We start from the raw sequence: 21,112 nt of genomic DNA, 5'->3' as shown, positions 1-21,112 counted from the left end.
CATGTATTAGGCACGCCGCCAGCGTTCATCCTGAGCCAGGATCAAACTCTCCAATAAAGTTAGTTTGTCTAGCATCTAAAATAAAAATTGACGTTTCACGTTGTTTGTTTCATTCAGTTTTCAAAGAACTACTTGGTCGCTCATTTGCGACTTCCTTATGTTAACATCTTCGTTTTTTAATGTCAACTAAGTTTTTCAATTTCTTTTTTGTCGTTTTTTGCGTTTCCGCATCAGCGACGGTTATTAATTTATCATATAATATCTATCGACGTCAACACTTTTTAATAAAAAGTTCTTTTTCTTACATAACGAATACATTCTTCTGCATTAGCGACTCTTCGAAACAAACAAAAAATGATTTTATATCTTTCTTCCATTGCCTTTTTTACAACGTCATGAATACGTTCATCTTCAAAATCAAATAAAAGTTCTTCTAACTCTCTCTTCAATATGTATTCCATTTCTTTTTTCTCTTCTTTCGTTAACATAAACCCAAGCAAATCATCACCTCAATCATTTCTTCCAGAGCAATAAAAATTAAGCCCATTTTCATTTAACAAAATCCTACCATCCATTATATCCACTACTTACGATATTAATCCCTTGTTCTCTTTTTTATATTTACAGCATATATGTAACTGAAAAGGATTGGACAAAGGGGCGTAATATTATGTTTTTCTTTTTTATTACGAGTAAAAGAAACTTTAAACACATTAGCTTAATAGTGATACTTTCCTTATTTACAGCATGGCTACTCTTTTTGAAAACATATTCACACGAGTCTGCTTTTTCAACCGCTACAGGACCTAAAGTTATTTACAAAGGCGACACCTCTAAAAAACAAGTTGCATTCACGTTTGATATTAGTTGGGGAGACAAAAAAGCAATTCCAATCCTTGATACACTTAAAGAAAGAGATATTAAGAATGCAACCTTCTTCCTTTCTGCTGCATGGGCAGAAAGACACCCTGATGTTGTTGAACGCATCATAAAAGATGGACATGAAATCGGTAGTATGGGTTATAATTACACGTCCTACACTTCTCTAGAGGCAAATGAAATAAGAAGAGATCTTCTGCGAGCACAAGATGTTTTTACAAAACTCGGTGTGAAACAAATTAAACTATTGCGTCCACCTAGTGGAGACTTTAACAAGGCAACACTTAAAATAGCAGAATCACTCGGATACACTGTCGTTCATTGGAGTAATAACTCAAACGATTGGAAAAACCCTGGTGTAAACAATATCGTTTCCACCGTCTCTAATAATTTAAAAGGTGGAGATATCGTCTTATTACATGCATCCGATTCTGCTCTTCAAACAAATAAAGCTTTACCACTGCTTCTACAGAAATTAAAGAGTGACGGCTATGAGCAAATATCCGTATCACAACTTATTTCCAACACAAGTACGAAAAGTAAAGATGTCCAATAATTTTTTACACATAAAAAGCTCTACTACCTTTCGTTCAGGTAATAGAGCTTTTTTTATCCCGATATTTTCATTCGTACAACTACCCTGCTTAAAAACTCTCTTAATTAGGCCGACTTACTCGTCTTTCCAATTAAACGATGTAATATAAGTAACTGATATGCATTACATAATAAAAGTGGTATCACCATTAAATATAACCAATCTGTATCATTAATTCGAAGTGCTGGTACCCACTCAAGAATTGTTACAACCACCATAAAGAACAAAGCTGGCACAAATGCCTTTTTATTCGTTTCCTTACTTTTTATATAAGCAACGATGGCACCAAACATAAATAACACACCAGCAACAAGTATGTTATTCCCTAATGAAATTTCCCCATTTGCAATCAATACCGATCTTAAATACACAAAATCAAATAAAACGAATGCAATAAAGAAGAGCTGGACTATATTCCATAAAGAAGATGATCGGAACATTCCTAGTCCAAAACGGTGGATTGTTAAATAAGCAAAGAACCCCATTTGACTTATCACACTAAAAATAAATCCTACACCCATCAACCAGAAGGAAACTGCCAAAATTTCCTTTCCGTCGAAATTTTGAAAAAATTTAGCGTACTTGTCCCACTCTAAAACAAATCCAATAATGACTGTACTAACCCCACCAAGAAACAACGTCGTAAAAAATAGTCGTACCCACTTGCGGCTATTCACAACACATCCCCCATTATCCTTATATTTCTAATTAAATTGTATCAATGACAATTTCAAAAAGCTAGCCATGTTCATGTATAAATTCCTTAAAGATATTTATATTAAAAAGAGAGAACTGTGCTGAAAGGAGTTCCAACTTATGAAACGGATGCTGCTCGTTTTGACTTCTTCTTTTCTATTTCTTGTACTTGTAGCATGTGCACAAGAAAAAGAAGCAAAGTCCGAACTTGATTATGATCAAACGAAGAAAATGATTGTTGATATTTTAAAAACCGATCAAGGTAAGAAAGCCATTCAAGATGTGTTAACTGATGAAAAAATGAAACAAGCACTCATACTAGATGAAACAGTAGTAAAGAAAACGATTGAAGATGCAATGGTATCCGATAAAGGGCAACAATTCTGGGAAAAGCTCTTTAAAGACCCTGAGTTCTCATCGAAATTCGCTAAAAGTATGGGAAAAGAACAAACAGCTTTAATGAAAACATTACTAAAAGACCCTGAATACCAAGCAGGCGTCATGGAAATTATGAAAAACCCTGAAGTAGAAAAAATGATGTTACAAACGATGAAGAGCAAAGAATACCGTCAATATTTACAACAAGTACTAACAGAAACTGCTGAAAGCCCACTCTTCCAAGCTAAGATGATTGATATTATTAGTAAAGGTGTCCAAAAAGCCGAAAAAAGTGGTTCTGATAAAAAGGAAGCCGGCGGTGAAGGTGGTTCCCAAGAAGGTAAAAAGGAACAGCAGTAAAAATAATAACGATAATAATGAGTGGACAATATATGTATCATCCACTCATTATTATTTTATTTTTGCGCAACAGTTGTTTTATCAATTACCGTTTCAGCTATTGTGCGGTAAATAAGACCTGTCGTATGCGTATCTTCATATACTGACGGCGCAAAATCTTCTTTATTCCAATCAGGTTGTTGAAGCGGGATTCGGCCAAGTACTTCTGTTTGAAGTTCTGTAGCTAATTTATCTCCTCCACCTCTTCCAAACACATATTCTTTTTCGCCAGTTGTTTTACTTTCAAAATAAGCCATATTTTCAACAACACCAAGAATACTATGTTCTGTACGCAAAGCCATTGCTCCAGCACGTGCTGCTACAAATGCCGCTGTTGGATGCGGTGTTGTAACAATAATCTCTTTACAAGCTGGTAGCATCGAATGTAAGTCTAGCGCAACATCACCTGTACCTGGTGGTAAATCTAAAACTAAATAATCTAAATCGCCCCATTCTACTTCTGTAAAGAAATGATTTAACATTTTCCCAAGCATAGGTCCTCTCCAAATAACCGGTGCATTATCTTCTACAAAGAACCCCATTGATATTACCTTTACACCTAGACGCTCCACTGGAATGATTTTATCTCCTCTTACTACAGGGCGTTTTTCTATCCCCATCATATCAGGTACGCTAAAACCATAAATATCGGCATCAATGATACCAACTTTTTTCCCTAGACGAGCTAAAGCAATAGCAAGGTTAACAGAAACTGTTGATTTCCCTACTCCACCTTTTCCACTCGCCACTGCTAAAAATATCGTTTTCGAATTTGGTGACAATAAAGATTCAGTTTGCTCTTCTTCTTGTTCTGGTGCAAACTGAGCTAATTCCTCTTCTGTAAATTCTGCAAAGCGAAGCCCTACTGTTGCTGCTCCTAGTTCTTTTACTAACTTTACAATTCCAGATTGCAATTGCATTTGTTCCGCGGTACCAGTTTTTACGATTGCAATTTTAACACTTACATGTTCCTTCTCAGGCTTGACTGTTACCTCTTTAATTGCCCCTGTTTCTTTTAACGTTTTATGTAAAAACGGATCTACAATCCCTTCTAACGCTTCCACTACTTGCTCTTTCGTTACCATAATTAGCCCAGCCCCCTGTATGAAAAATAACATAATGTTAATTAAATATATCTCTCTTTACTTTTGAAATAAATGCGTTTACATTTCCAGTATAACATATTTTCGGAAAACTTCGTTAACGAGAGAAACGCAAAAAAATCCTCCTTATTCTGGAGGATTTCCTTTTTCCGTGAAATAACGTAATATACCACGATATACAGCAGCTGCTACCTTTTGCTGATATTTCTCCGAATTTAACATATACCTTTCATTTACATTCGATAAAAAGCCAGCTTCAATTAAAGCACCTGGGTTTTTCGCATACTTTAATAAATACACATGAGAAATTGTTTTAGCAGAACGATTTGTATTCTCTAAACTCGTTCTCAACTCAGCTTGTATAAATTTCGCAGCACGTTCATTTTCAATTGAAGAACGGTAATAGAACGTTTGTGCGCCCTTTGATCCACTACTAGTTAAAGCATTTAAATGGATACTTGCAAAAAAATCTACATCGGGTTTATTAATAATCTCTACACGTTTTTTCAAATCTTCTGCTTTACGTCTACTATATGACTTTGTATCTTTCTGGGCTAAATCATAATCTCCCTCACGCGTTAAAATAACTAGTGCACCTTGCTCTTGTAAATAATCTTGCACCTTCTTTGTAATCTCAAGCGTAATATCTTTTTCTACAATATCCTTGCCACCAACAGCCCCTCCGTCTGGTCCACCATGCCCAGCATCTAATACGATTACTTTCCCTGATAAGGGTAAATTCCAAGCTCGCCACGATTTTGTAATTTGAAATTCTTGTTTGACTAAAAAAAACAAAATAACCGCAGCGAGTGCAAAAGAGATAATTCGAATTCTCTTCATACCTTTCCTCCTCCAGCTAGTCCCTCTAATTACTTATATGGGACAAGAGGAAAGTTTATGCTTGTCTTAATGAAGCTTTAATCGATATCTTCTTTCACCTTTTTCATATCCTTCCTGCCACCATAAGCCGATAAACTGCTGGCAAGATTCAAAAAGTAATTCCTCATCTTGTAACTTAATCTCCCGCATAGTCATACTCGTTAAAAATTGAAATAGTGTTTCCGTTAATTGTTGCTCTTCTTCTAAGGCCCTATATTTCACATCAAAGAACGATTCGCCATAATAACCAAATTTACTATATCTCGCTCCTAATAAATACGATTCTATCCCTAATTCAATGCAGTAATCTTCATACTGACGATGAAGTTCCTGCATCTGAAAGGCATCTCTAATATTTGAACGTAATGTTTTTAATGATAATTCCCGCAGCATCTTCCGCTCATATTTCAACTGCTTTTCTTTTTGTTTTTCTTGTAAGCTGACAATGACATTCATAGTACTTATAAACCTCCCTAATACGTATTAGTCTAAACTTCTAAAGAAGAAGCATACGCGAGAGGATAGCACTAAAATATTCCAAACTACAAAAATTTCAAAAGAGGAATGAAACATAAAAAACCCCAACCAAAATGGTTGGGGTTTGTAGTTCGCAAAAATTAACGTTTTGAGAACTGAGGTGCACGACGTGCGCCTTTAAGACCGTATTTTTTACGCTCTTTCATACGTGCGTCACGAGTTAATAGACCTGCACGTTTTAGTGTTAGACGGTATTCTGGATCAGCTTTTAATAAAGCGCGAGAAATACCGTGACGAATAGCACCAGCTTGACCAGTGTATCCACCACCATTTACGTTTACAAGTACATCGTAGTTACCTAAAGTTTCTGTTGCAACTAGAGGTTGTTTCACTACTTCACGTAATGCAGCAAATGGGATATAGTTTTCAAAATCACGACCGTTAATGATAACGCGTCCTTCGCCTGGAACTAGGCGTACGCGCGCTACTGAACTCTTACGACGTCCAGTGCCATAGTATTGAACCTGTGCCAAAGTAAGCCCTCCTTTAATTGATTATCCGCGAAGTTCGTAAACTTCTGGTTTTTGTGCTTGGTGTGGATGCTCTGCTCCAGCATACACGTTTAGTTTCTTAGAAACTTGACGGCCTAAGCGTCCTTTTGGAAGCATGCCTTTAATTGCAAGCTCTAACATTTGTACAGGGTAGTTTGTACGCATTTCAAGAGCTGTTCTTTGTTTAAGTCCACCTGGGTGGTTAGTGTGACGGTAGTAAATTTTATCGTTTAATTTATTACCTGTTAAATGAATTTTCTCAGCGTTAATAATAATTACATGATCACCCGTGTCAACGTGTGGTGTAAATGTAGGTTTGTTTTTACCACGTAAAATGGATGCTACTTCACTAGCAAGGCGACCTAAAGTTTGACCTTCAGCATCAACCACATACCATTTACGCTCAACTTCGTTAGCTTTTGCCATAAAAGTCGTACGCATGTGTTTCCCTCCTCGTTATCTTTTCCATAGAAAAAATCTATTGTTTATCTTAAACACGATTTCCTTCCGGGGCTAATCGTGGTTTTAGAAACAATACCATATGTTATGATATACTTTTGAGTTTCTAATGTCAAGCAAATGTTACACCAGGATTAGTTGTTATAGTTTACCTGCCATAAATAAAGCCCATGACCAGGAGCCATCTTTCCAGCAAACTGACGATTTTGTTTCGCTAAAATCTCTGGAATGCTATCCGGATCAAGCTTTCCTTGCCCTACGCTCAGTAACGTACCAACAATAATCCTGACCATATTATATAAAAATCCATTACCTACAAAACGAAAAATTAATTCGTCGTCCTGCTCAATTAGCTCGATTTCATAAATTGTTCTCACTTTATCTTTTTTGTCAGTTTTTGCCGAACAAAAAGAAGTGAAATCATGCGTTCCAATAAAATAAGGGATCGCTTTTCTTATAGCATTTATTTCGAGCGGATATGAATATTGATATACGTAATTTCTACGGAATACATCCGCAGTCTTTGATAATAATACACGATAACGATATTCTTTTCTCTCGACACCGTAACGTGCGTGAAATTCTTCTGTTTTTTTCTCTACCTGTGTGATAACAATATCATCTGGTAACATAGTGTTTAATGCATTGCTCCATTGCCACTCTTCAAGAGACAACGGTGTATCAAAGTGTATCACTTGTCCTTTAGCATGAACAGTAGAATCTGTTCTGCCCGATGCCTGAACACGAACAAGTTCCCCTTTATGCAATTTCTGTAAAGCTTTCTCTATTTCTTGTTGAACAGTACGATGCTGCGGTTGAATTTGATAACCACAAAAATGCATGCCATCATATGCAACCGTACATTTTATTCTATCCATTTCTTTATTCTCCATTACGATCGCACCCATGCCAAAATACAAGCTAAACAAAGTAAGCTTATAATCGTTACAGTATCGCTTGTTTTCCAGCGTAGTTGCCTAAATTTAGTACGTCCTTCGCCACTTTGATATCCACGGGCTTCCATAGCAATTGCTAAGTCTTCTGCACGCTTAAAAGCACTGATAAATAGAGGAACGAGTAGTGAAATGATAGCTTTCATCCTATCTTTTATCGGTCCCCCTGCAAAATCAATACCACGTGACGATTGTGCCTTCATTATTTTACTCGTTTCATCCATTAATGTCGGGATAAAACGAAGAGAAATTGACATCATTAATGCGATTTCATGAACAGGAACTTTTATACGCTTCAACGGCTTTAATAACGTCTCCAAACCATCTGTAATCTCAATGGGTGTCGTCGTTAACGTTAATAATGTCGTCATTAAAATAATAACGAAGAATCGTATAGAAATGTATATTCCTTGCTCTAATCCTTTTTCATGTATCGAAAACCAACCAAGCTGGAATAGTACTTCCCCTTCTTTATTTGTTAAAATATGCAGGAAAAATGTAAAAAGAAAAATCCATAGAATTGGTTTTAAGCCCGAAAGTACATAACGAATCGGCACTTTTGCAAAAAATAAAGCAATGAGTGCATATAAAAATAAAAATCCATATGAAATCGCATTATTTGCTAAGAAAACAACAAATACATATAAAAAGACAATCAGCAGCTTCGTACGTGGATCAAGTTGATGAATAAGAGAATTCCCTGGAATATATCTTCCAATAATCAACTGCTGCATGATTCATGACCACCTTTTCGTAACACCTGCACAACTTCATGAGTAAGATCCTCTAAAGATAAGGTAGCCTTTGGGATTGAAATGCCAAACTTCTCTTCAATTGCACGTTTATACTTTAAAGACATAGGAAGATCCACACCAATTTTCTCTAGTTCATCAGCATGTGAAAATACTTCCTCTGCACTTCCTTGCAAAAAGACCGTTCCTTTATGCATGACTACAATCTGCTCCGCATATTTAGCAGCATCCTCCATATTATGCGTTACAAGGATAACTGTAAGGCCTTTCTCCTTATGTAGCTTATAAAACATCTCCATAAGTTCATTTTGCCCTTTTGGATCTAGTCCTGCTGTAGGTTCATCTAATACGAGCACTTCGGGTTCCATCGCTAATACGCCTGCTATCGCAACACGCCTCATTTGCCCACCACTTAACTCAAATGGTGAACGTACTAACAGTTCTGGTTCTAACCCTACAAGTTGAATTGCCTCTCTTGCCTTTTGCTTCGCTTCTTCTACAGATACACCAAAATTAGTAGGTCCGAAGCAAATATCTTTCTCCACAGTCTCTTCAAACAACTGATGTTCTGGGAATTGAAAGACAACACCTACCTTTTTACGTAGTGGCTTTAGCTTTTTTTCTTTCTTTCCTGCCGAAATGAAATGTTCACCAATTTGAACTGTGCCATTTGTCGGCTGCAATAAACCATTTAAATGTTGAATCATCGTCGACTTACCTGAACCAGTATGACCGATAATGGCATAATAGCCCCCACTTGGAAACGACACGTCTACATCATAAAGTGCGCGTCTTTCAAATGGAGTTTTATATTGATAACGATGTTCTACTTTTTGGAATGTAATCTCCAAAGTTCGTTCACCAAGCTTTCCATTGTAAGATGCGTATTTTGCAAGAGAATTTCATTTCTTTTTAATAATTCTGCTATTTTCACTGAAAATGGTACATCTAATCCAATTTCTTGGAGCATATGAGAGGACTTGAAAATTTGTTCTGGAGTCCCTTCCTCTAATATCTCTCCCTTATTTAAAATAATGACACGGTCTGACTGTGCCGCTTCTTCTAAATCGTGCGTAATTGATAACACGGTAATACCTTTTTCATTAACAAGTTGTCTAACCGTTTCTACCACTTCACGTCTCCCTTGAGGGTCTAGCATTGACGTTGCTTCATCTAATATCAAAATAGACGGCTGAAGTGCTAAAACGCCTGCTATTGCTACTCGCTGCTTTTGCCCACCAGATAACGAATGTGGCTCATCATTAAGAAAATCTTCCATACGGACTAGTCGTAAGGCCTGATCTAATCTTTCTACCATTTGTTCTCTCGGCATTCCGATATTCTCTAAACCAAAGACAACGTCATCTTGCACTGTTGTTCCAACAAATTGATTATCTGGATTTTGAAATACCATCCCAATTTGTTTTCGAACATCCCATACCGTTTCCTCTGACAAAACCATTGTATCATTTACTGTAATTGTCCCTGCTTCCGGCAAAAACAAACCATTCAATAATTTTGCAAGTGTAGACTTCCCAGAACCGTTTTGTCCAATAACAGATACCCATTCTCCTTCATATAAGGAGAATGAAACATCTTTTAATGCATAAGTGGCTGCACCAGGATATTGAAATGATATATTTTCTGTCCGAAGTTTCTCTTTTTTCAATACAAGGCACCCTTTCCTTCGCCAAGTAAGCCTATTTTTATATTTAAAAAAAAGGGCCATGACCAGTTTCTTGAAAAGAACTGTCCTGCCCTTTTAATTATCATTATACTAACTCGATAATTACCATTGGTGCTGCGTCTCCGCGACGTGGACCAATTTTTGCAATACGAGTGTATCCGCCTTGGCGCTCAGCATAGCGTGGAGCTACATCAGCGAATAGTTTTTGAAGTGCATCTTGACCAGTCTCAGCGTTAGCTACTTCATTGCGAATGAAAGCTGCTGCTTGACGACGAGCATGAAGATCTCCGCGTTTACCTAAAGTGATCATTTTTTCCACTACAGAACGAAGTTCTTTTGCACGAGTTTCTGTCGTTTGGATGCGCTCGTTGATAATTAAATCAGTAGCTAAGTCACGTAACATAGCTTTACGTTGCGCACTTGTACGGCCTAATTTTCTGTATGCCATTCGTAGTTCCCTCCTTTGTTGATGGGTTTAAATCCTCAGTCGTCTTTACGTAAACCTAAACCTAATTCCTCAAGTTTATGTTTAACTTCTTCTAAGGATTTACGTCCTAAGTTACGAACTTTCATCATATCTTCTTCTGTTTTGTTCGCAAGCTCTTGTACAGTATTAATTCCTGCACGTTTTAGGCAATTATAAGAACGAACAGAAAGGTCTAGTTCTTCGATAGTCATCTCAAGAACTTTCTCTTTTTGATCTTCTTCCTTCTCGACCATAATCTCAGCATTTTGTGCTTCATCAGTTAAACCAACAAAGATATTTAAATGCTCAGTTAAGATTTTGGCACCTAAAGAGATAGCTTCTTTTGGCCCGATGCTTCCATCCGTCCATACATCAAGCGTAAGCTTATCATAATTAGCCACTTGTCCGACACGTGTCTTTTCCACTTGGTAAGTCACACGTGATACTGGAGTATAAATAGAATCAATAGGAATTACTCCTATTGGTTGATCTTCGCTTTTATTTGCATCAGCTGGCGTATACCCACGGCCACGCTTTGCAGTTAAACGCACGCGGAAATGCGCATCTTTTGCTAACGTTGCAATGTGTAAATCTGGATTTAAGATTTCTACATCACTATCGTGAGTAATATCAGCAGCTGTGACAATACCTTCGCCCTGCACATCAATTTCCAACGTCTTCTCTTCTTCAGAGTAGATTTTAAGAGCTAACTTTTTCAAGTTTAAGATGATCGTTGTAACGTCTTCTACTACGCCCTCAACTGTTGAAAATTCATGTAATACGCCATCGATTTGGATAGCAGTAACAGCGGCACCAGGGAGTGAAGATAAAAGAATACGACGTAAGGAGTTACCCAACGTAGTACCATATCCACGCTCAAGCGGTTCAATTACGAATTTACCATATTTAGCATCTTCGTTAAGTTCAACCGTTTCGATTTTCGGCTTTTCGATTTCAATCATTAACTAAACCCTCCTTCAAAACGTCGAAACCCCGGTTAAACAAAGGTATAACCTCTGTCTAACCGAAAGTCCCCCTTAGGCAGTTCCCGATTGTGCACAACAAGCGATGTTTCTGTACGAAATTTCTCGATAATGCATCATATCCATTATAGACAAAAGGGAAAATTCTATACAGAAAAATTACACACGACGACGTTTTGGTGGACGACATCCATTATGAGGAACTGGAGTAACATCTCTAATTGCTGTTACTTCTAGACCTGCAGCTTGAAGAGCACGAATTGCAGCTTCACGACCAGCACCAGGACCTTTAACAGTAACCTCTAAAGTTTTTAAACCGTGTTCCATTGCAGCTTTAGCAGCAGTTTCAGCAGCCATTTGCGCAGCGAATGGAGTAGATTTACGAGATCCACGGAAACCAAGTGCACCAGCACTAGACCAAGAAAGTGCGTTACCGTGAGTATCTGTAAGTGTTACGATTGTGTTGTTGAAAGTAGAACGAATATGAGCTACACCAGCTTCAATATTCTTTTTCACACGTTTTTTACGAGTGTTTGTTTTACGTGCCATTGTTAGTTCAACCTCCTTTACTTATTATTTCTTTTTATTTGCTACTGTACGACGTGGACCTTTACGTGTACGAGCATTGTTTTTAGAGTTTTGACCACGAACTGGTAAACCACGACGGTGACGAAGACCACGGTAAGAACCGATCTCCATTAGACGTTTGATGTTAAGAGATACTTCACGACGAAGGTCTCCCTCAACTTTAATACGATCGATGATATCACGGATACGTCCTAATTCGTCTTCCGTTAAATCACGAACTCGTGTTTCTTCAGAAACACCAGCTTCAGCAAGAATTTTTTCAGCAGTTGTGCGACCAATGCCGAATACGTAAGTTAAAGAAATAACAACGCGTTTGTCACGAGGAATATCTACACCTGCGATACGTGCCATTCTGAATGCACCTCCTTCTGATTAACCTTGTTTTTGTTTATGTTTAGGGTTTTCACAAATAACCATTACTTTTCCACGTCTACGAATAACTTTACATTTTTCGCAGATTGGTTTAACTGACGGTCTTACTTTCATGTCTCGAACCTCCTTAAAGATTACGGAGTGCTATATTATTTAAAACGGTACGTAATACGACCACGATTTAAATCGTACGGAGATAATTCTACCGTAACTTTGTCTCCTGGTAAAATACGAATGAAGTTCATACGGATTTTACCAGAAACGTGAGCCAATACGACATGCCCATTCTCTAATTCTACTTTGAACATAGCATTTGGCAACGTTTCAAGAACGGTACCTTCGACTTCAATTACATCATCTTTAGCCATTCAATAGTTCTCCCTTCTTCAAATCAGTAACATTTTACACTGCTCTGAAATCCCGGAGAGCCAGCTACTTATAAAGTGGTAAGGATTTCGTATCCTGCTTCTGTAAGAGCAATCGTGTGCTCAAAATGGGCACACCATTTACCATCTACCGTTACCACTGTCCAGTCATCAGATAGTGTTTTTACATATCGTCTTCCTTGATTCACCATCGGCTCAACACAGATGACCATTCCCGGCTTTAATCTAGGGCCTCTATTTGGTGGACCATAGTGCGGGATTTGAGGGTCCTCATGTAAGTCTTGCCCGATTCCGTGACCAACATACTCCCTAACGATCGAGAATCCATTCTCTTCAGCATGGGTTTGAACCGCATGTGAGATATTTGATAATCTCTCGCCTGGTTTTACTTGTTCTAGACCAAGATACAACGATTTTTCTGTGACATCAAGTAGCTTTTGAACAGATTCAGAAATGTTTCCAACTGGATACGTCCATGCAGAATCTCCATGGTACCCATTGTATTTCGCACCAATATCGATACTGATGATATCGCCCTCTTTGAGCTTGCGCTTCCCTGGAATTCCGTGTACAAGCTCTTCATTTACAGAAGCACATATGCTCCCCGGAAATCCGTTGTATCCTTTAAAAGATGGCGTAGCACCATATTTTTGAATCGTCTTTTCCGCTATTTGATCGAGCTCTTTCGTTGTAATTCCTGGAGTAATGTGCTGTTTTAACTCTTGATGAGTCAAAGCAACGATCCTGCCCGCTTCTCGCATGATTTCTATCTCGCGAGGAGTTTTGCAGATTATCATTACGCTAAGCCTCCGATGAGAACATCGATATCAGCAAATACTTTATTGATATCTTGCTCACCATTAATGCTTTGTAAGTAACCAAGCTCCTCGTAGAAATCAAGCAAAGGTTTAGTTTGCTTAATATTTACATCTAAGCGATTTGCTACAGTTTCTTCATTGTCATCAGAGCGTTGATATAACTCGCCACCACATTTATCGCACACGTCAGCTTTTGCTGGCGGATTGAATTCTAAGTGGTAAGTCGCACCGCACTCTTTACAAATGCGACGGCCTGTAAGGCGTTTTAATAACAATCCTGAATCCACATTAATGTTTAAAACATAGTCGATTTTTTTGCCAAGATCTTTCATAATCTCTTCAAGAGCTGATGCTTGTGCAACAGTTCGTGGGAAACCGTCTAATAAGAAGCCTCTTACGCAGTCTTCTTGACTTAAACGTTCACGAACGATTCCGATTGTAACTTCATCTGGAACAAGTGCCCCTTTATCAATAAAGGATTTTGCTTGTAAACCCATTTCAGTTTCAGCCTTCATAGCTGCACGGAACATATCTCCTGTTGAGATGTGAGGGATGTTATACTTGGCAACAATCTGTTCGGCTTGTGTACCTTTACCAGCACCAGGAAGCCCCATTAAAATTAAGTTCATCCTTGTTCCCCCTCAGAGTACATGAGCATGTAGGGAAGACAATACTTCCCACTTACTCACTGCTTGATAAACCCTTTGTAATGGCGTTTTACCAGTTGGCTTTCTAGTTGCTTCATTGTTTCTAAAGCAACGCCGACAACGATTAACATACTCGTTCCACCGATCTGTGCAGATGGAGGAAGATTTCCCAGCTTCGTAAAGATAACTGGTAAGATTGCAATCGCTGCTAGGAAAATTGATCCTACAAAGGTCAAACGATACAAGATTTTTGTTAGATATTGTTCTGTATTCTTACCCGGACGAATACCTGGAACATATCCACCTTGTTTGTTTAGATTCTCTGACATTTGCTCTGGATTAACCTGAACAAACGCATAGAAATATGTGAAGGCTACAATGAGCGCAACATATATGATCATTCCCACTGGGTGAGAATAGTTAAAGTTTGCAATAATCCACTGCGATACATCATGTTTCGGGAAGAACTGTGCAATAGTCGGAGGAGTAATTAAGAATGAAACAGCAAAAATTACTGGAATAACACCAGCACTATTTACCTTAAGCGGTAAATGTGTGTTTTGTGCTCCAGCATAACCACCATTTCCTCCTGTTACACGCTTCGCATATTGAATTGGGATCTTCCTAACAGCCTGTTGAATGAAAATAACACCCACAATAACTGCTAGCACAGCTAGTAAAATCAATGCAACTTTAACGATACTCATGAACAATTGATCTCCGATATTTTGAAACTGTTGCTGATACACTTGAGATATAACACTTGGGATCGCTGCGGCAATACCACCAAAGATAAGAATGGAAATACCATTACCTACACCTTTAGCTGTAATCTGTTCACCTAACCACATTAAAAATGCAGTACCAGCAGTCAGTACCGTAGCAATGTATAAATAAGTGCTCCAACCAGGATTCAAAATTAATTGTCCACCTACCATACCGTTAAAACCGATTGACATACCAAACCCCTGAATAAACGCAAGAACAATTGTAAAATAACGCGTGAATTGCGTTAGTTTACGACGGCCCATTTCACCTTGCTTCGCCCATTCCGAAAATTTAGGAACAACATCCATCTGCAATAATTGCACGATGATGGATGCTGTAATATACGGCATGATTCCCATCGCAAAGATGGAGAAGTTTTTCAAGGCTCCACCGCCAAATGTATTTAGAATACCTAAAGCATTTAATTGATCTTGTGCCTTCAGTACGTCTCCATTTGTAAATGGCACGGGGATAAACGTGCCAATCCTGAATACGATTAACATCGCTAAAGTGAATAATATTTTACGTCTTATCTCAGCAACGCGCATAAAGTTGGAGATTGTACGAAACATTAGATCACCTCAACTGATCCGCCAGCTGCTTCAATTGCTTCTTTAGCACTTGAAGAGAACTTGTGCGCTTTAACAGTTAGTTTTTTCTCTACTGCGCCGCTTGCAAGAATTTTAACACCGTCGTTTAATTTGCTGATAACGCCAGTTTCCAGCAATAATTCAGGTGTTACTTCTGTACCATCTTCAAAACGATTTAACGTTGATAAGTTTACAATAGCAAACTCTTTACGGTTAATGTTTGTGAAGCCGCGTTTTGGTAAACGACGGAATAATGGAGTTTGACCACCTTCGAAGCCAAGACGAACACCGCCGCCAGAACGTGCGTTTTGTCCTTTATGACCTTTACCAGCAGTTTTACCGTTACCAGAACCGATACCACGACCGACACGGTTACGTACTTTACGAGAACCTTCTGCAGGTTTTAATTCATGAAGTTTCATTCCCAGGCACCTCCTTATATTAATGAGTTATCCTTAAGCTTCTTTTACAGTTACAAGGTGAGAAACTTTGTTGATCATACCAAGAATAGCAGGAGTTTCTTCCTTAACTACAGTTGAATTCAACTTTTTAAGACCTAAAGCTTCTACCGTCGCACGTTGATCTTGTGGACGACCAATTACACTACGAGTGAGGGTAATTTCTAACTTTTTCGCCATTTGTTTTCCCTCCTTAACCTAGTAGCTCTTCTACAGATTTACCGCGTAATTTTGCAACATCTTCAGCGCGCTTAAGTTCGCTTAATCCGTTCACAGTAGCGCGAATCATGTTGATTGGTGTGTTAGAACCAAGAGATTTCGAAAGAATATCTTGTACACCTGCTAATTCAAGGACCGCACGAACAGGTCCACCAGCAATAACACCAGTACCCTCAGCAGCAGGCTTTAAGAATACTTCACCAGCTCCAAAATGACCGTTGATTGTGTGTGGAATTGTTGTACCAACTAATGGTACAGCGATTAAGTTTTTCTTAGCGTCTTCGATAGCTTTGCGGATTGCGTCTGGTACCTCTTGTGCTTTACCAGTACCGAATCCAACATGACCGTTTTTATCGCCAACTACAACTAGTGCAGCAAAGCGGAAACGACGACCACCCTTAACAACTTTCGCGACACGATTTATCGTAACTACACGTTCTTCAAGTTCTAATTTACTTGGGTCAATGCGATGCATCAATTTTCCCTCCTTTGACCATTAAAATTGTAATCCAGCCTCACGAGCAGCTTCAGCTAGAGCTTTAACACGGCCATGGTATAAGTAACCACCGCGATCAAATACTACTTCTTTAACGCCTTTCTCTACAGCACGCTTAGCAACTGATTCTCCAACTTTCGTAGCAGCTTCAATATTGCTAGTACCGTTAAGAGCAAGGTCTTTATCAAGAGTAGATGCACTTACTAACGTTACACCATTTACATCATCAATAACTTGAGCGTAAATATGTTGGTTAGAACGGAACACGTTTAAACGTGGACGTTCTGCAGTACCAGTAAGTTTAGCACGTACACGCGCATGTCTTTTCTTACGAGTCGCATTTTTATCAGCTTTAGTGATCATTCTTGTCACTCCTTTCTCTCACCTAACGGGTTTACTTAGCAGTTTTACCTTCTTTACGACGAACAACTTCGCCTTCGTAACGAATACCTTTACCTTTGTAAGGCTCAGGAGCACGTACAGCGCGGATGTTAGCAGCGAATTCGCCAACACGTTGCTTGTCGATACCTTTGATTACGATCTTAGTTGGTGCAGGTACTTCAACTTCAAGACCTGCTTCCGGAGTCATTTCTACTGGATGAGAATAACCTACGCTTAATACAAGTTTATCACCTTGTTTTTGAGCACGGTAACCAACACCGACTAATTCAAGTCCGCGTGCGAAACCTTCAGTTACACCTTCAACCATGTTTCCGATTAAAGCACGAGTTGTACCGTGTAATGCACGGTGTTCCTTCTGTTCAGATGGACGCTCAACTGTTAATGTATTCTCTTCAATTTTGATAAGCATATCAGCATTGAAAGTACGAGTTAATTCACCTTTAGGGCCTTTTACTGTTACAGTATTGTCTTCTGCAACTGTAATAGTAACACCTGCAGGGATTTCAAGAATCTTTTTACCAATACGAGACATGTGGTCACACCTCCGTTCGTTTTAAATATATATTACCAAACGTATGCTACTACTTCTCCACCAGTTTGTAATTGACGAGCGTCTTTGTCTGTCATTACTCCCTTAGATGTAGAAACAAGAGCGATACCTAATCCGTTAAGTACACGTGGTACTTCGTCAGCTTTAGCGTAAACGCGTAAGCCAGGTTTACTGATACGTTTTAATCCAGTGATTACACGTTCGTTGTTTGCACCATATTTCAGGAAAATACGAAGGATACCTTGTTTGTTATCCTCGATGTATTCTACATCACGAATGAAACCTTCACGTTTTAAAAGTTCAGCGATCTCTTTTTTGATTTTAGAAGCAGGAACCTCTAATTTCTCATGACGTACCATGTTCGCATTACGGATGCGAGTAAGCATGTCTGCAATTGGATCTGTCATCACCATGTGTTTTACCTCCTTCCCATTTGTGGGTTTTACCAACTAGCTTTTTTAACACCAGGAATTTGACCTTTATATGCAAGTTCACGGAAACAAATACGGCAAAGTTTAAATTTGCGGTATACAGAATGCGGACGACCGCAGCGTTCGCAACGTGTATACTCTTGTACTTTAAACTTAGGAGTACGCTTTTGTTTCGCAATCATAGATTTTTTAGCCACGTTTTCGCCTCCTCTACTTAGCGTTGGCTTCCATTATTTTTGGAATGGCATACCGAATTGTGTTAAAAGTTCACGAGCTTCTTCATCAGTGTTCGCTGTAGTAACGATTACGATGTCCATACCGCGGACTTTGCTTACTTTATCATAATCAATCTCAGGGAAAATAAGTTGCTCTTTAACACCTAATGTATAGTTTCCACGACCATCGAATGATTTCTTAGAAACACCACGGAAATCACGTACACGTGGTAAAGAAACTGATACTAATTTATCGAAGAACTCATACATTTGCTCGCCGCGTAAAGTTACTTTCGCACCGATTGGCATACCTTCACGAAGACGGAAACCAGCGATTGATTTTTTAGCACGAGTTACAACAGGTTTTTGACCTGCGATTTGTGTTAATTCTTCTACTGCGTTGTCTAAAGCTTTTGAGTTAGATACCGCGTCACCAACACCAGTGTTGATTACGATCTTTTCGATTTTTGGTACCTGCATTACAGATTTATAGTTAAACTTGCTCATTAGAGCAGGAGTAATTTCCTTTTGGAACTTCTCTTTAAGGCGATTCAATGAAGTGACCTCCTTTCTTAAGAAAATTATTTATCTAATAATTCACCAGATTTTTTTGCAATACGAACTTTTTTACCATCTTCTACCTTGAAGCCTACGCGAGTAGGTTCACCTGTTTTCGGATCTAAAATCATAACGTTAGAAACGTGAATAGGTGCCTCTTTAGTAATAATTCCACCTTGTGGATTTAATTGAGATGGCTTAGAGTGCTTCTTAACGATGTTAACACCCTCAACGATAACACGGTTTTGCTTTGGGAAAGCCACAAGGATAACGCCTTGTTTTCCTTTGTCTTTACCAGTGATTACCTGTACTTTATCACCTTTTTTTACATGCATCTTAATTCTGCACCTCCTTAGCAAGGCAATACCTTAAATTATAGAACTTCTGGAGCTAAAGAAACGATCTTCATGAAGTTGCTATCACGTAATTCACGAGCTACTGGTCCGAAGATACGAGTACCACGTGGGCTCTTATCGTCTTTAATGATAACCGCTGCGTTTTCATCAAATTTGATGTAAGAACCATCCGGACGACGAGCACCGCTCTTCGTACGTACTACTACTGCTTTAACAACGTCACCTTTTTTAACAACGCCACCTGGTGTTGCTTGTTTTACCGTAGCAACGATAATGTCACCAATGTTAGCATATTTACGACCAGAGCCGCCTAATACTTTAATTGTTAAAAGTTCACGTGCACCAGAGTTGTCAGCAACTTTCAAACGAGATTCTTGTTGGATCATGTTATGAAACCTCCCTTCGGACTAAAAATTCCGATTCGTCTATTTAGATAATAACCGCTTCTTCAACGATTTCAACTAAACGGAAACGCTTAGTAGCAGAAAGCGGGCGAGTTTCCATGATTTTTACGATATCGCCAAGTTTCGCTTGGTTTTGCTCATCATGGGCTTTGTACTTCTTAGAATACTTAACACGTTTTCCGTACAAGGAATGAGTTTTGTAAGTTTCAACTAAAACTGTAATCGTTTTGTCCATTTTGTCAGACACTACACGACCAGTATAAACTTTGCGTTGGTTACGTTCGCTCACTATGCAAACCTCCCCTCAATTTATCGATTAATTCCGATCTCTCTTTCACGAACTACAGTTTTCATACGAGCAATTGCCTTACGCACTTCACGAATGCGAGTTGGATTCTCTAATTGTCCTGTAGCAAGTTGGAAGCGAAGATTAAACAACTCTTCCTTTAAAGCTTTAACTTTTGTTTCGATTTCGGCAGTGGTTAATTCACGAATATCATTAGTTTTCATTAGATTCACCACCATTTTCTTCACGTTTTACGAATTTACATTTCACAGGTAACTTGTGAGCTGCAAGACGTAATGCTTCGCGTGCTACCTCTTCAGATACACCCGCGATTTCGAACATAATTTTCCCAGGTTTTACTACTGCTACCCAGCCTTCTGGTGCCCCTTTACCGGAACCCATACGTACTTCTAGAGGTTTTGCAGTGTAAGGTTTAGAAGGGAAAATTTTAATCCATACTTTACCGCCACGTTTCATGTAACGAGTCATTGCACGACGAGCAGCTTCGATTTGACGGTTTGTAATCCATGAAGCAGCTTGTGCTTGTAAACCGAATTCACCGAAAGCTACTTCAGTTCCACCTTTAGCACGACCACGCATTTTACCACGATGCTCTCTACGATATTTTACGCGTTTTGGCATTAACATATTATTTTCCTCCTTCCTCAGAAGCTTTCTTTTTTGTAGGAAGGACTTCTCCACGGTAGATCCATACTTTTACGCCTAATTTACCGTATGTTGTATCAGCTTCAACTGCTGCATAGTCAATATCAGCGCGAAGTGTATGAAGTGGAACAGTTCCTTCACTGTAAGATTCTGCACGAGCGATATCAGCTCCGCCAAGACGACCAGAAACCTGTGTTTTAATACCTTTAGCACCTGCACGCATAGCACGTTGAATAACTTGCTTTTGTGCACGACGGAATGATACACGGTTTTCTAATTGACGAGCGATGTTTTCGCCTACTAATTTAGCGTTAAGATCAGCTCTCTTAACTTCTAAAATGTTGATGTGTACACGCTTGCCTGTTAATTGGTTAAGAGCTTTACGAAGTGCTTCAACTTCAGTACCACCTTTACCAATTACCATACCAGGTTTTGCAGTGTGAATTGTAACATTTACACGATTTGCTGCACGTTCGATTTCTACTTTAGCAACAGCAGAATCTTTTAAGCGTACATTAATGTACTCACGGATTTTGATGTCTTCATGTAATAATGTAGCGTAATCTTTCTCAGCGAACCAACGAGATTCCCAGTCACGGATAACGCCGACACGAAGACCAATTGGATTAACCTTTTGACCCATCG

General features: G+C 38.8%; 36 protein-coding genes. 2 read left to right on the top strand and 34 right to left on the bottom strand.

The genetic code is table 11. The features are described from left to right. Positions 1 to 281: 281 nt before the first annotated feature. Positions 282 to 500 carry a hypothetical protein gene (locus MR070_RS24235; protein ID WP_000900296.1) on the bottom strand — a complete coding sequence of 73 codons (219 nt, stop codon included), beginning with the start codon at positions 498 to 500 and terminating at the stop codon, positions 282 to 284. A 170-nt stretch (positions 501 to 670) separates the two neighbouring features. Here MR070_RS24235 and pdaB point away from each other — a divergent pair, with 170 nt between their 5' ends. Beyond that, a complete protein-coding gene (gene pdaB / locus MR070_RS24230; protein ID WP_000464707.1) occupies positions 671 to 1,435 on the top strand; it encodes a polysaccharide deacetylase family sporulation protein PdaB in 765 nt (254 codons plus the stop codon). A 104-nt stretch (positions 1,436 to 1,539) separates the two neighbouring features. Here pdaB and kbaA read toward each other — a convergent pair whose 3' ends face one another. Further along, positions 1,540 to 2,151 (bottom strand): KinB signaling pathway activation protein KbaA, encoded by a 612-nt coding sequence (gene kbaA, locus MR070_RS24225; RefSeq protein WP_070805071.1) that lies wholly within the window; start codon positions 2,149 to 2,151, stop codon positions 1,540 to 1,542. 139 nt (positions 2,152 to 2,290) lie between these two features. On the opposite strand from kbaA, the gene gerD reads away from it, so the two are divergent. Continuing rightward, positions 2,291 to 2,908 carry a spore germination protein GerD gene (gene gerD / locus MR070_RS24220; protein WP_000827521.1) on the top strand — a complete coding sequence of 206 codons (618 nt, stop codon included), beginning with the start codon at positions 2,291 to 2,293 and terminating at the stop codon, positions 2,906 to 2,908. A gap of 56 nt (positions 2,909 to 2,964) precedes the next feature. Here the strand turns inward: gerD and MR070_RS24215 are convergent, their stop codons facing one another. The 32 genes from MR070_RS24215 to rpsC all read right to left on the bottom strand — a co-directional run bounded on the left by MR070_RS24215 (position 2,965) and on the right by rpsC (position 21,110). Continuing rightward, positions 2,965 to 4,032, bottom strand: coding sequence for an Mrp/NBP35 family ATP-binding protein (locus MR070_RS24215; protein ID WP_138322574.1), 1,068 nt, complete (start codon positions 4,030 to 4,032; stop codon positions 2,965 to 2,967). 144 nt (positions 4,033 to 4,176) lie between these two features. Continuing rightward, the gene (cwlD, locus tag MR070_RS24210) at positions 4,177 to 4,890 is read right to left on the bottom strand and encodes an N-acetylmuramoyl-L-alanine amidase CwlD (protein ID WP_000822435.1); all 714 of its coding nucleotides are present in this window, start codon (positions 4,888 to 4,890) and stop codon (positions 4,177 to 4,179) included. A 66-nt stretch (positions 4,891 to 4,956) separates the two neighbouring features. After that, on the bottom strand, positions 4,957 to 5,385 hold the full coding sequence (locus tag MR070_RS24205) for a YbaK family protein (protein WP_001101006.1): 429 nt from the start codon (positions 5,383 to 5,385) through the stop codon (positions 4,957 to 4,959). Positions 5,386 to 5,546: 161 nt separating this feature from the next. Further along, positions 5,547 to 5,939: a 30S ribosomal protein S9 gene (gene rpsI / locus MR070_RS24200; RefSeq protein WP_000079986.1), complete on the bottom strand. Its 393-nt coding sequence runs from the start codon at positions 5,937 to 5,939 to the stop codon at positions 5,547 to 5,549. A 21-nt stretch (positions 5,940 to 5,960) separates the two neighbouring features. Further along, on the bottom strand, positions 5,961 to 6,398 hold the full coding sequence (rplM, locus tag MR070_RS24195) for a 50S ribosomal protein L13 (RefSeq protein WP_001260793.1): 438 nt from the start codon (positions 6,396 to 6,398) through the stop codon (positions 5,961 to 5,963). Positions 6,399 to 6,550: 152 nt separating this feature from the next. Next, positions 6,551 to 7,294, bottom strand: a complete 744-nt coding sequence (gene truA / locus MR070_RS24190) for a tRNA pseudouridine(38-40) synthase TruA (RefSeq protein ID WP_313933836.1) — start codon at positions 7,292 to 7,294, stop codon at positions 6,551 to 6,553. A gap of 14 nt (positions 7,295 to 7,308) precedes the next feature. Then, entirely contained in the window at positions 7,309 to 8,103 is a 795-nt protein-coding gene (locus MR070_RS24185) for an energy-coupling factor transporter transmembrane component T family protein (protein ID WP_001186536.1), read from the bottom strand. Beyond that, positions 8,091 to 8,972, bottom strand: coding sequence for an energy-coupling factor ABC transporter ATP-binding protein (locus MR070_RS24180; RefSeq protein WP_000406520.1), 882 nt, complete (start codon positions 8,970 to 8,972; stop codon positions 8,091 to 8,093). Before MR070_RS24180 ends, MR070_RS24185 begins: the two co-directional genes overlap by 13 nt. Continuing rightward, positions 8,948 to 9,790, bottom strand: a complete 843-nt coding sequence (locus tag MR070_RS24175) for an energy-coupling factor ABC transporter ATP-binding protein (RefSeq protein WP_000711783.1) — start codon at positions 9,788 to 9,790, stop codon at positions 8,948 to 8,950. Before MR070_RS24175 ends, MR070_RS24180 begins: the two co-directional genes overlap by 25 nt. Positions 9,791 to 9,893: 103 nt before the next feature. Then, positions 9,894 to 10,256 carry a 50S ribosomal protein L17 gene (gene rplQ / locus MR070_RS24170; protein ID WP_000331490.1) on the bottom strand — a complete coding sequence of 121 codons (363 nt, stop codon included), beginning with the start codon at positions 10,254 to 10,256 and terminating at the stop codon, positions 9,894 to 9,896. 35 nt (positions 10,257 to 10,291) lie between these two features. Beyond that, positions 10,292 to 11,236 carry a DNA-directed RNA polymerase subunit alpha gene (locus MR070_RS24165; RefSeq protein ID WP_000569643.1) on the bottom strand — a complete coding sequence of 315 codons (945 nt, stop codon included), beginning with the start codon at positions 11,234 to 11,236 and terminating at the stop codon, positions 10,292 to 10,294. Positions 11,237 to 11,416: 180 nt separating this feature from the next. Next, positions 11,417 to 11,806 carry a 30S ribosomal protein S11 gene (rpsK, locus tag MR070_RS24160; protein WP_000101799.1) on the bottom strand — a complete coding sequence of 130 codons (390 nt, stop codon included), beginning with the start codon at positions 11,804 to 11,806 and terminating at the stop codon, positions 11,417 to 11,419. Between the two features lie 24 nt (positions 11,807 to 11,830). After that, positions 11,831 to 12,196 (bottom strand): 30S ribosomal protein S13, encoded by a 366-nt coding sequence (gene rpsM, locus MR070_RS24155; protein ID WP_000090789.1) that lies wholly within the window; start codon positions 12,194 to 12,196, stop codon positions 11,831 to 11,833. A gap of 21 nt (positions 12,197 to 12,217) precedes the next feature. Then, positions 12,218 to 12,331, bottom strand: a complete 114-nt coding sequence (gene rpmJ / locus MR070_RS24150) for a 50S ribosomal protein L36 (RefSeq protein ID WP_000868344.1) — start codon at positions 12,329 to 12,331, stop codon at positions 12,218 to 12,220. A 35-nt stretch (positions 12,332 to 12,366) separates the two neighbouring features. Continuing rightward, positions 12,367 to 12,585: a translation initiation factor IF-1 gene (infA, locus tag MR070_RS24145; protein ID WP_001029884.1), complete on the bottom strand. Its 219-nt coding sequence runs from the start codon at positions 12,583 to 12,585 to the stop codon at positions 12,367 to 12,369. A 68-nt stretch (positions 12,586 to 12,653) separates the two neighbouring features. Continuing rightward, positions 12,654 to 13,400 carry a type I methionyl aminopeptidase gene (gene map, locus MR070_RS24140; RefSeq protein ID WP_000582539.1) on the bottom strand — a complete coding sequence of 249 codons (747 nt, stop codon included), beginning with the start codon at positions 13,398 to 13,400 and terminating at the stop codon, positions 12,654 to 12,656. Continuing rightward, positions 13,400 to 14,050 (bottom strand): adenylate kinase, encoded by a 651-nt coding sequence (locus tag MR070_RS24135; RefSeq protein ID WP_001048996.1) that lies wholly within the window; start codon positions 14,048 to 14,050, stop codon positions 13,400 to 13,402. The genes map and MR070_RS24135 overlap by 1 nt, the downstream gene beginning before the upstream one ends. Positions 14,051 to 14,106: 56 nt before the next feature. After that, positions 14,107 to 15,408 carry a preprotein translocase subunit SecY gene (secY, locus tag MR070_RS24130; protein WP_000490114.1) on the bottom strand — a complete coding sequence of 434 codons (1,302 nt, stop codon included), beginning with the start codon at positions 15,406 to 15,408 and terminating at the stop codon, positions 14,107 to 14,109. Then, the gene (rplO, locus tag MR070_RS24125; protein ID WP_000766080.1) at positions 15,408 to 15,848 is read right to left on the bottom strand and encodes a 50S ribosomal protein L15; all 441 of its coding nucleotides are present in this window, start codon (positions 15,846 to 15,848) and stop codon (positions 15,408 to 15,410) included. Before rplO ends, secY begins: the two co-directional genes overlap by 1 nt. A 33-nt stretch (positions 15,849 to 15,881) precedes the next feature. Further along, entirely contained in the window at positions 15,882 to 16,064 is a 183-nt protein-coding gene (gene rpmD, locus MR070_RS24120) for a 50S ribosomal protein L30 (RefSeq protein ID WP_001085234.1), read from the bottom strand. Positions 16,065 to 16,077: 13 nt separating this feature from the next. Next, entirely contained in the window at positions 16,078 to 16,578 is a 501-nt protein-coding gene (gene rpsE / locus MR070_RS24115) for a 30S ribosomal protein S5 (RefSeq protein ID WP_000554646.1), read from the bottom strand. A gap of 21 nt (positions 16,579 to 16,599) precedes the next feature. Further along, the gene (gene rplR / locus MR070_RS24110) at positions 16,600 to 16,962 is read right to left on the bottom strand and encodes a 50S ribosomal protein L18 (RefSeq protein WP_000628816.1); all 363 of its coding nucleotides are present in this window, start codon (positions 16,960 to 16,962) and stop codon (positions 16,600 to 16,602) included. Positions 16,963 to 16,993: 31 nt separating this feature from the next. Next, on the bottom strand, positions 16,994 to 17,533 hold the full coding sequence (rplF, locus tag MR070_RS24105; protein WP_000086558.1) for a 50S ribosomal protein L6: 540 nt from the start codon (positions 17,531 to 17,533) through the stop codon (positions 16,994 to 16,996). Positions 17,534 to 17,565: 32 nt separating this feature from the next. Next, positions 17,566 to 17,964: a 30S ribosomal protein S8 gene (rpsH, locus tag MR070_RS24100; RefSeq protein ID WP_000245511.1), complete on the bottom strand. Its 399-nt coding sequence runs from the start codon at positions 17,962 to 17,964 to the stop codon at positions 17,566 to 17,568. A gap of 29 nt (positions 17,965 to 17,993) precedes the next feature. Continuing rightward, a complete protein-coding gene (gene rpsN, locus MR070_RS24095; protein WP_001085700.1) occupies positions 17,994 to 18,179 on the bottom strand; it encodes a 30S ribosomal protein S14 in 186 nt (61 codons plus the stop codon). A 33-nt stretch (positions 18,180 to 18,212) separates the two neighbouring features. Beyond that, positions 18,213 to 18,752, bottom strand: coding sequence for a 50S ribosomal protein L5 (gene rplE / locus MR070_RS24090; RefSeq protein ID WP_001080827.1), 540 nt, complete (start codon positions 18,750 to 18,752; stop codon positions 18,213 to 18,215). A gap of 26 nt (positions 18,753 to 18,778) precedes the next feature. After that, positions 18,779 to 19,090, bottom strand: a complete 312-nt coding sequence (gene rplX, locus MR070_RS24085) for a 50S ribosomal protein L24 (RefSeq protein ID WP_000558200.1) — start codon at positions 19,088 to 19,090, stop codon at positions 18,779 to 18,781. Positions 19,091 to 19,128: 38 nt separating this feature from the next. Next, positions 19,129 to 19,497 carry a 50S ribosomal protein L14 gene (gene rplN / locus MR070_RS24080; protein WP_000615912.1) on the bottom strand — a complete coding sequence of 123 codons (369 nt, stop codon included), beginning with the start codon at positions 19,495 to 19,497 and terminating at the stop codon, positions 19,129 to 19,131. A 43-nt stretch (positions 19,498 to 19,540) separates the two neighbouring features. Then, on the bottom strand, positions 19,541 to 19,804 hold the full coding sequence (gene rpsQ, locus MR070_RS24075) for a 30S ribosomal protein S17 (RefSeq protein WP_000004106.1): 264 nt from the start codon (positions 19,802 to 19,804) through the stop codon (positions 19,541 to 19,543). A gap of 20 nt (positions 19,805 to 19,824) precedes the next feature. Continuing rightward, positions 19,825 to 20,025, bottom strand: a complete 201-nt coding sequence (gene rpmC, locus MR070_RS24070; protein WP_000855718.1) for a 50S ribosomal protein L29 — start codon at positions 20,023 to 20,025, stop codon at positions 19,825 to 19,827. Next, on the bottom strand, positions 20,015 to 20,449 hold the full coding sequence (gene rplP / locus MR070_RS24065) for a 50S ribosomal protein L16 (protein ID WP_000928971.1): 435 nt from the start codon (positions 20,447 to 20,449) through the stop codon (positions 20,015 to 20,017). The genes rpmC and rplP overlap by 11 nt, the downstream gene beginning before the upstream one ends. Before the next feature lies 1 nt (position 20,450). Further along, on the bottom strand, positions 20,451 to 21,110 hold the full coding sequence (gene rpsC / locus MR070_RS24060) for a 30S ribosomal protein S3 (protein ID WP_000529956.1): 660 nt from the start codon (positions 21,108 to 21,110) through the stop codon (positions 20,451 to 20,453). Between the last annotated feature and the right edge of the window lie 2 nt (positions 21,111 to 21,112).

Source organism: Bacillus cereus group sp. BfR-BA-01453 (assembly GCF_022662915.1).
Classification (GTDB): domain Bacteria; phylum Bacillota; class Bacilli; order Bacillales; family Bacillaceae_G; genus Bacillus_A; species Bacillus_A paranthracis.
The sequence above is the reverse complement of the archived record's forward strand: the minus strand, read 5'-3'. Positions and strand labels throughout refer to the sequence as shown.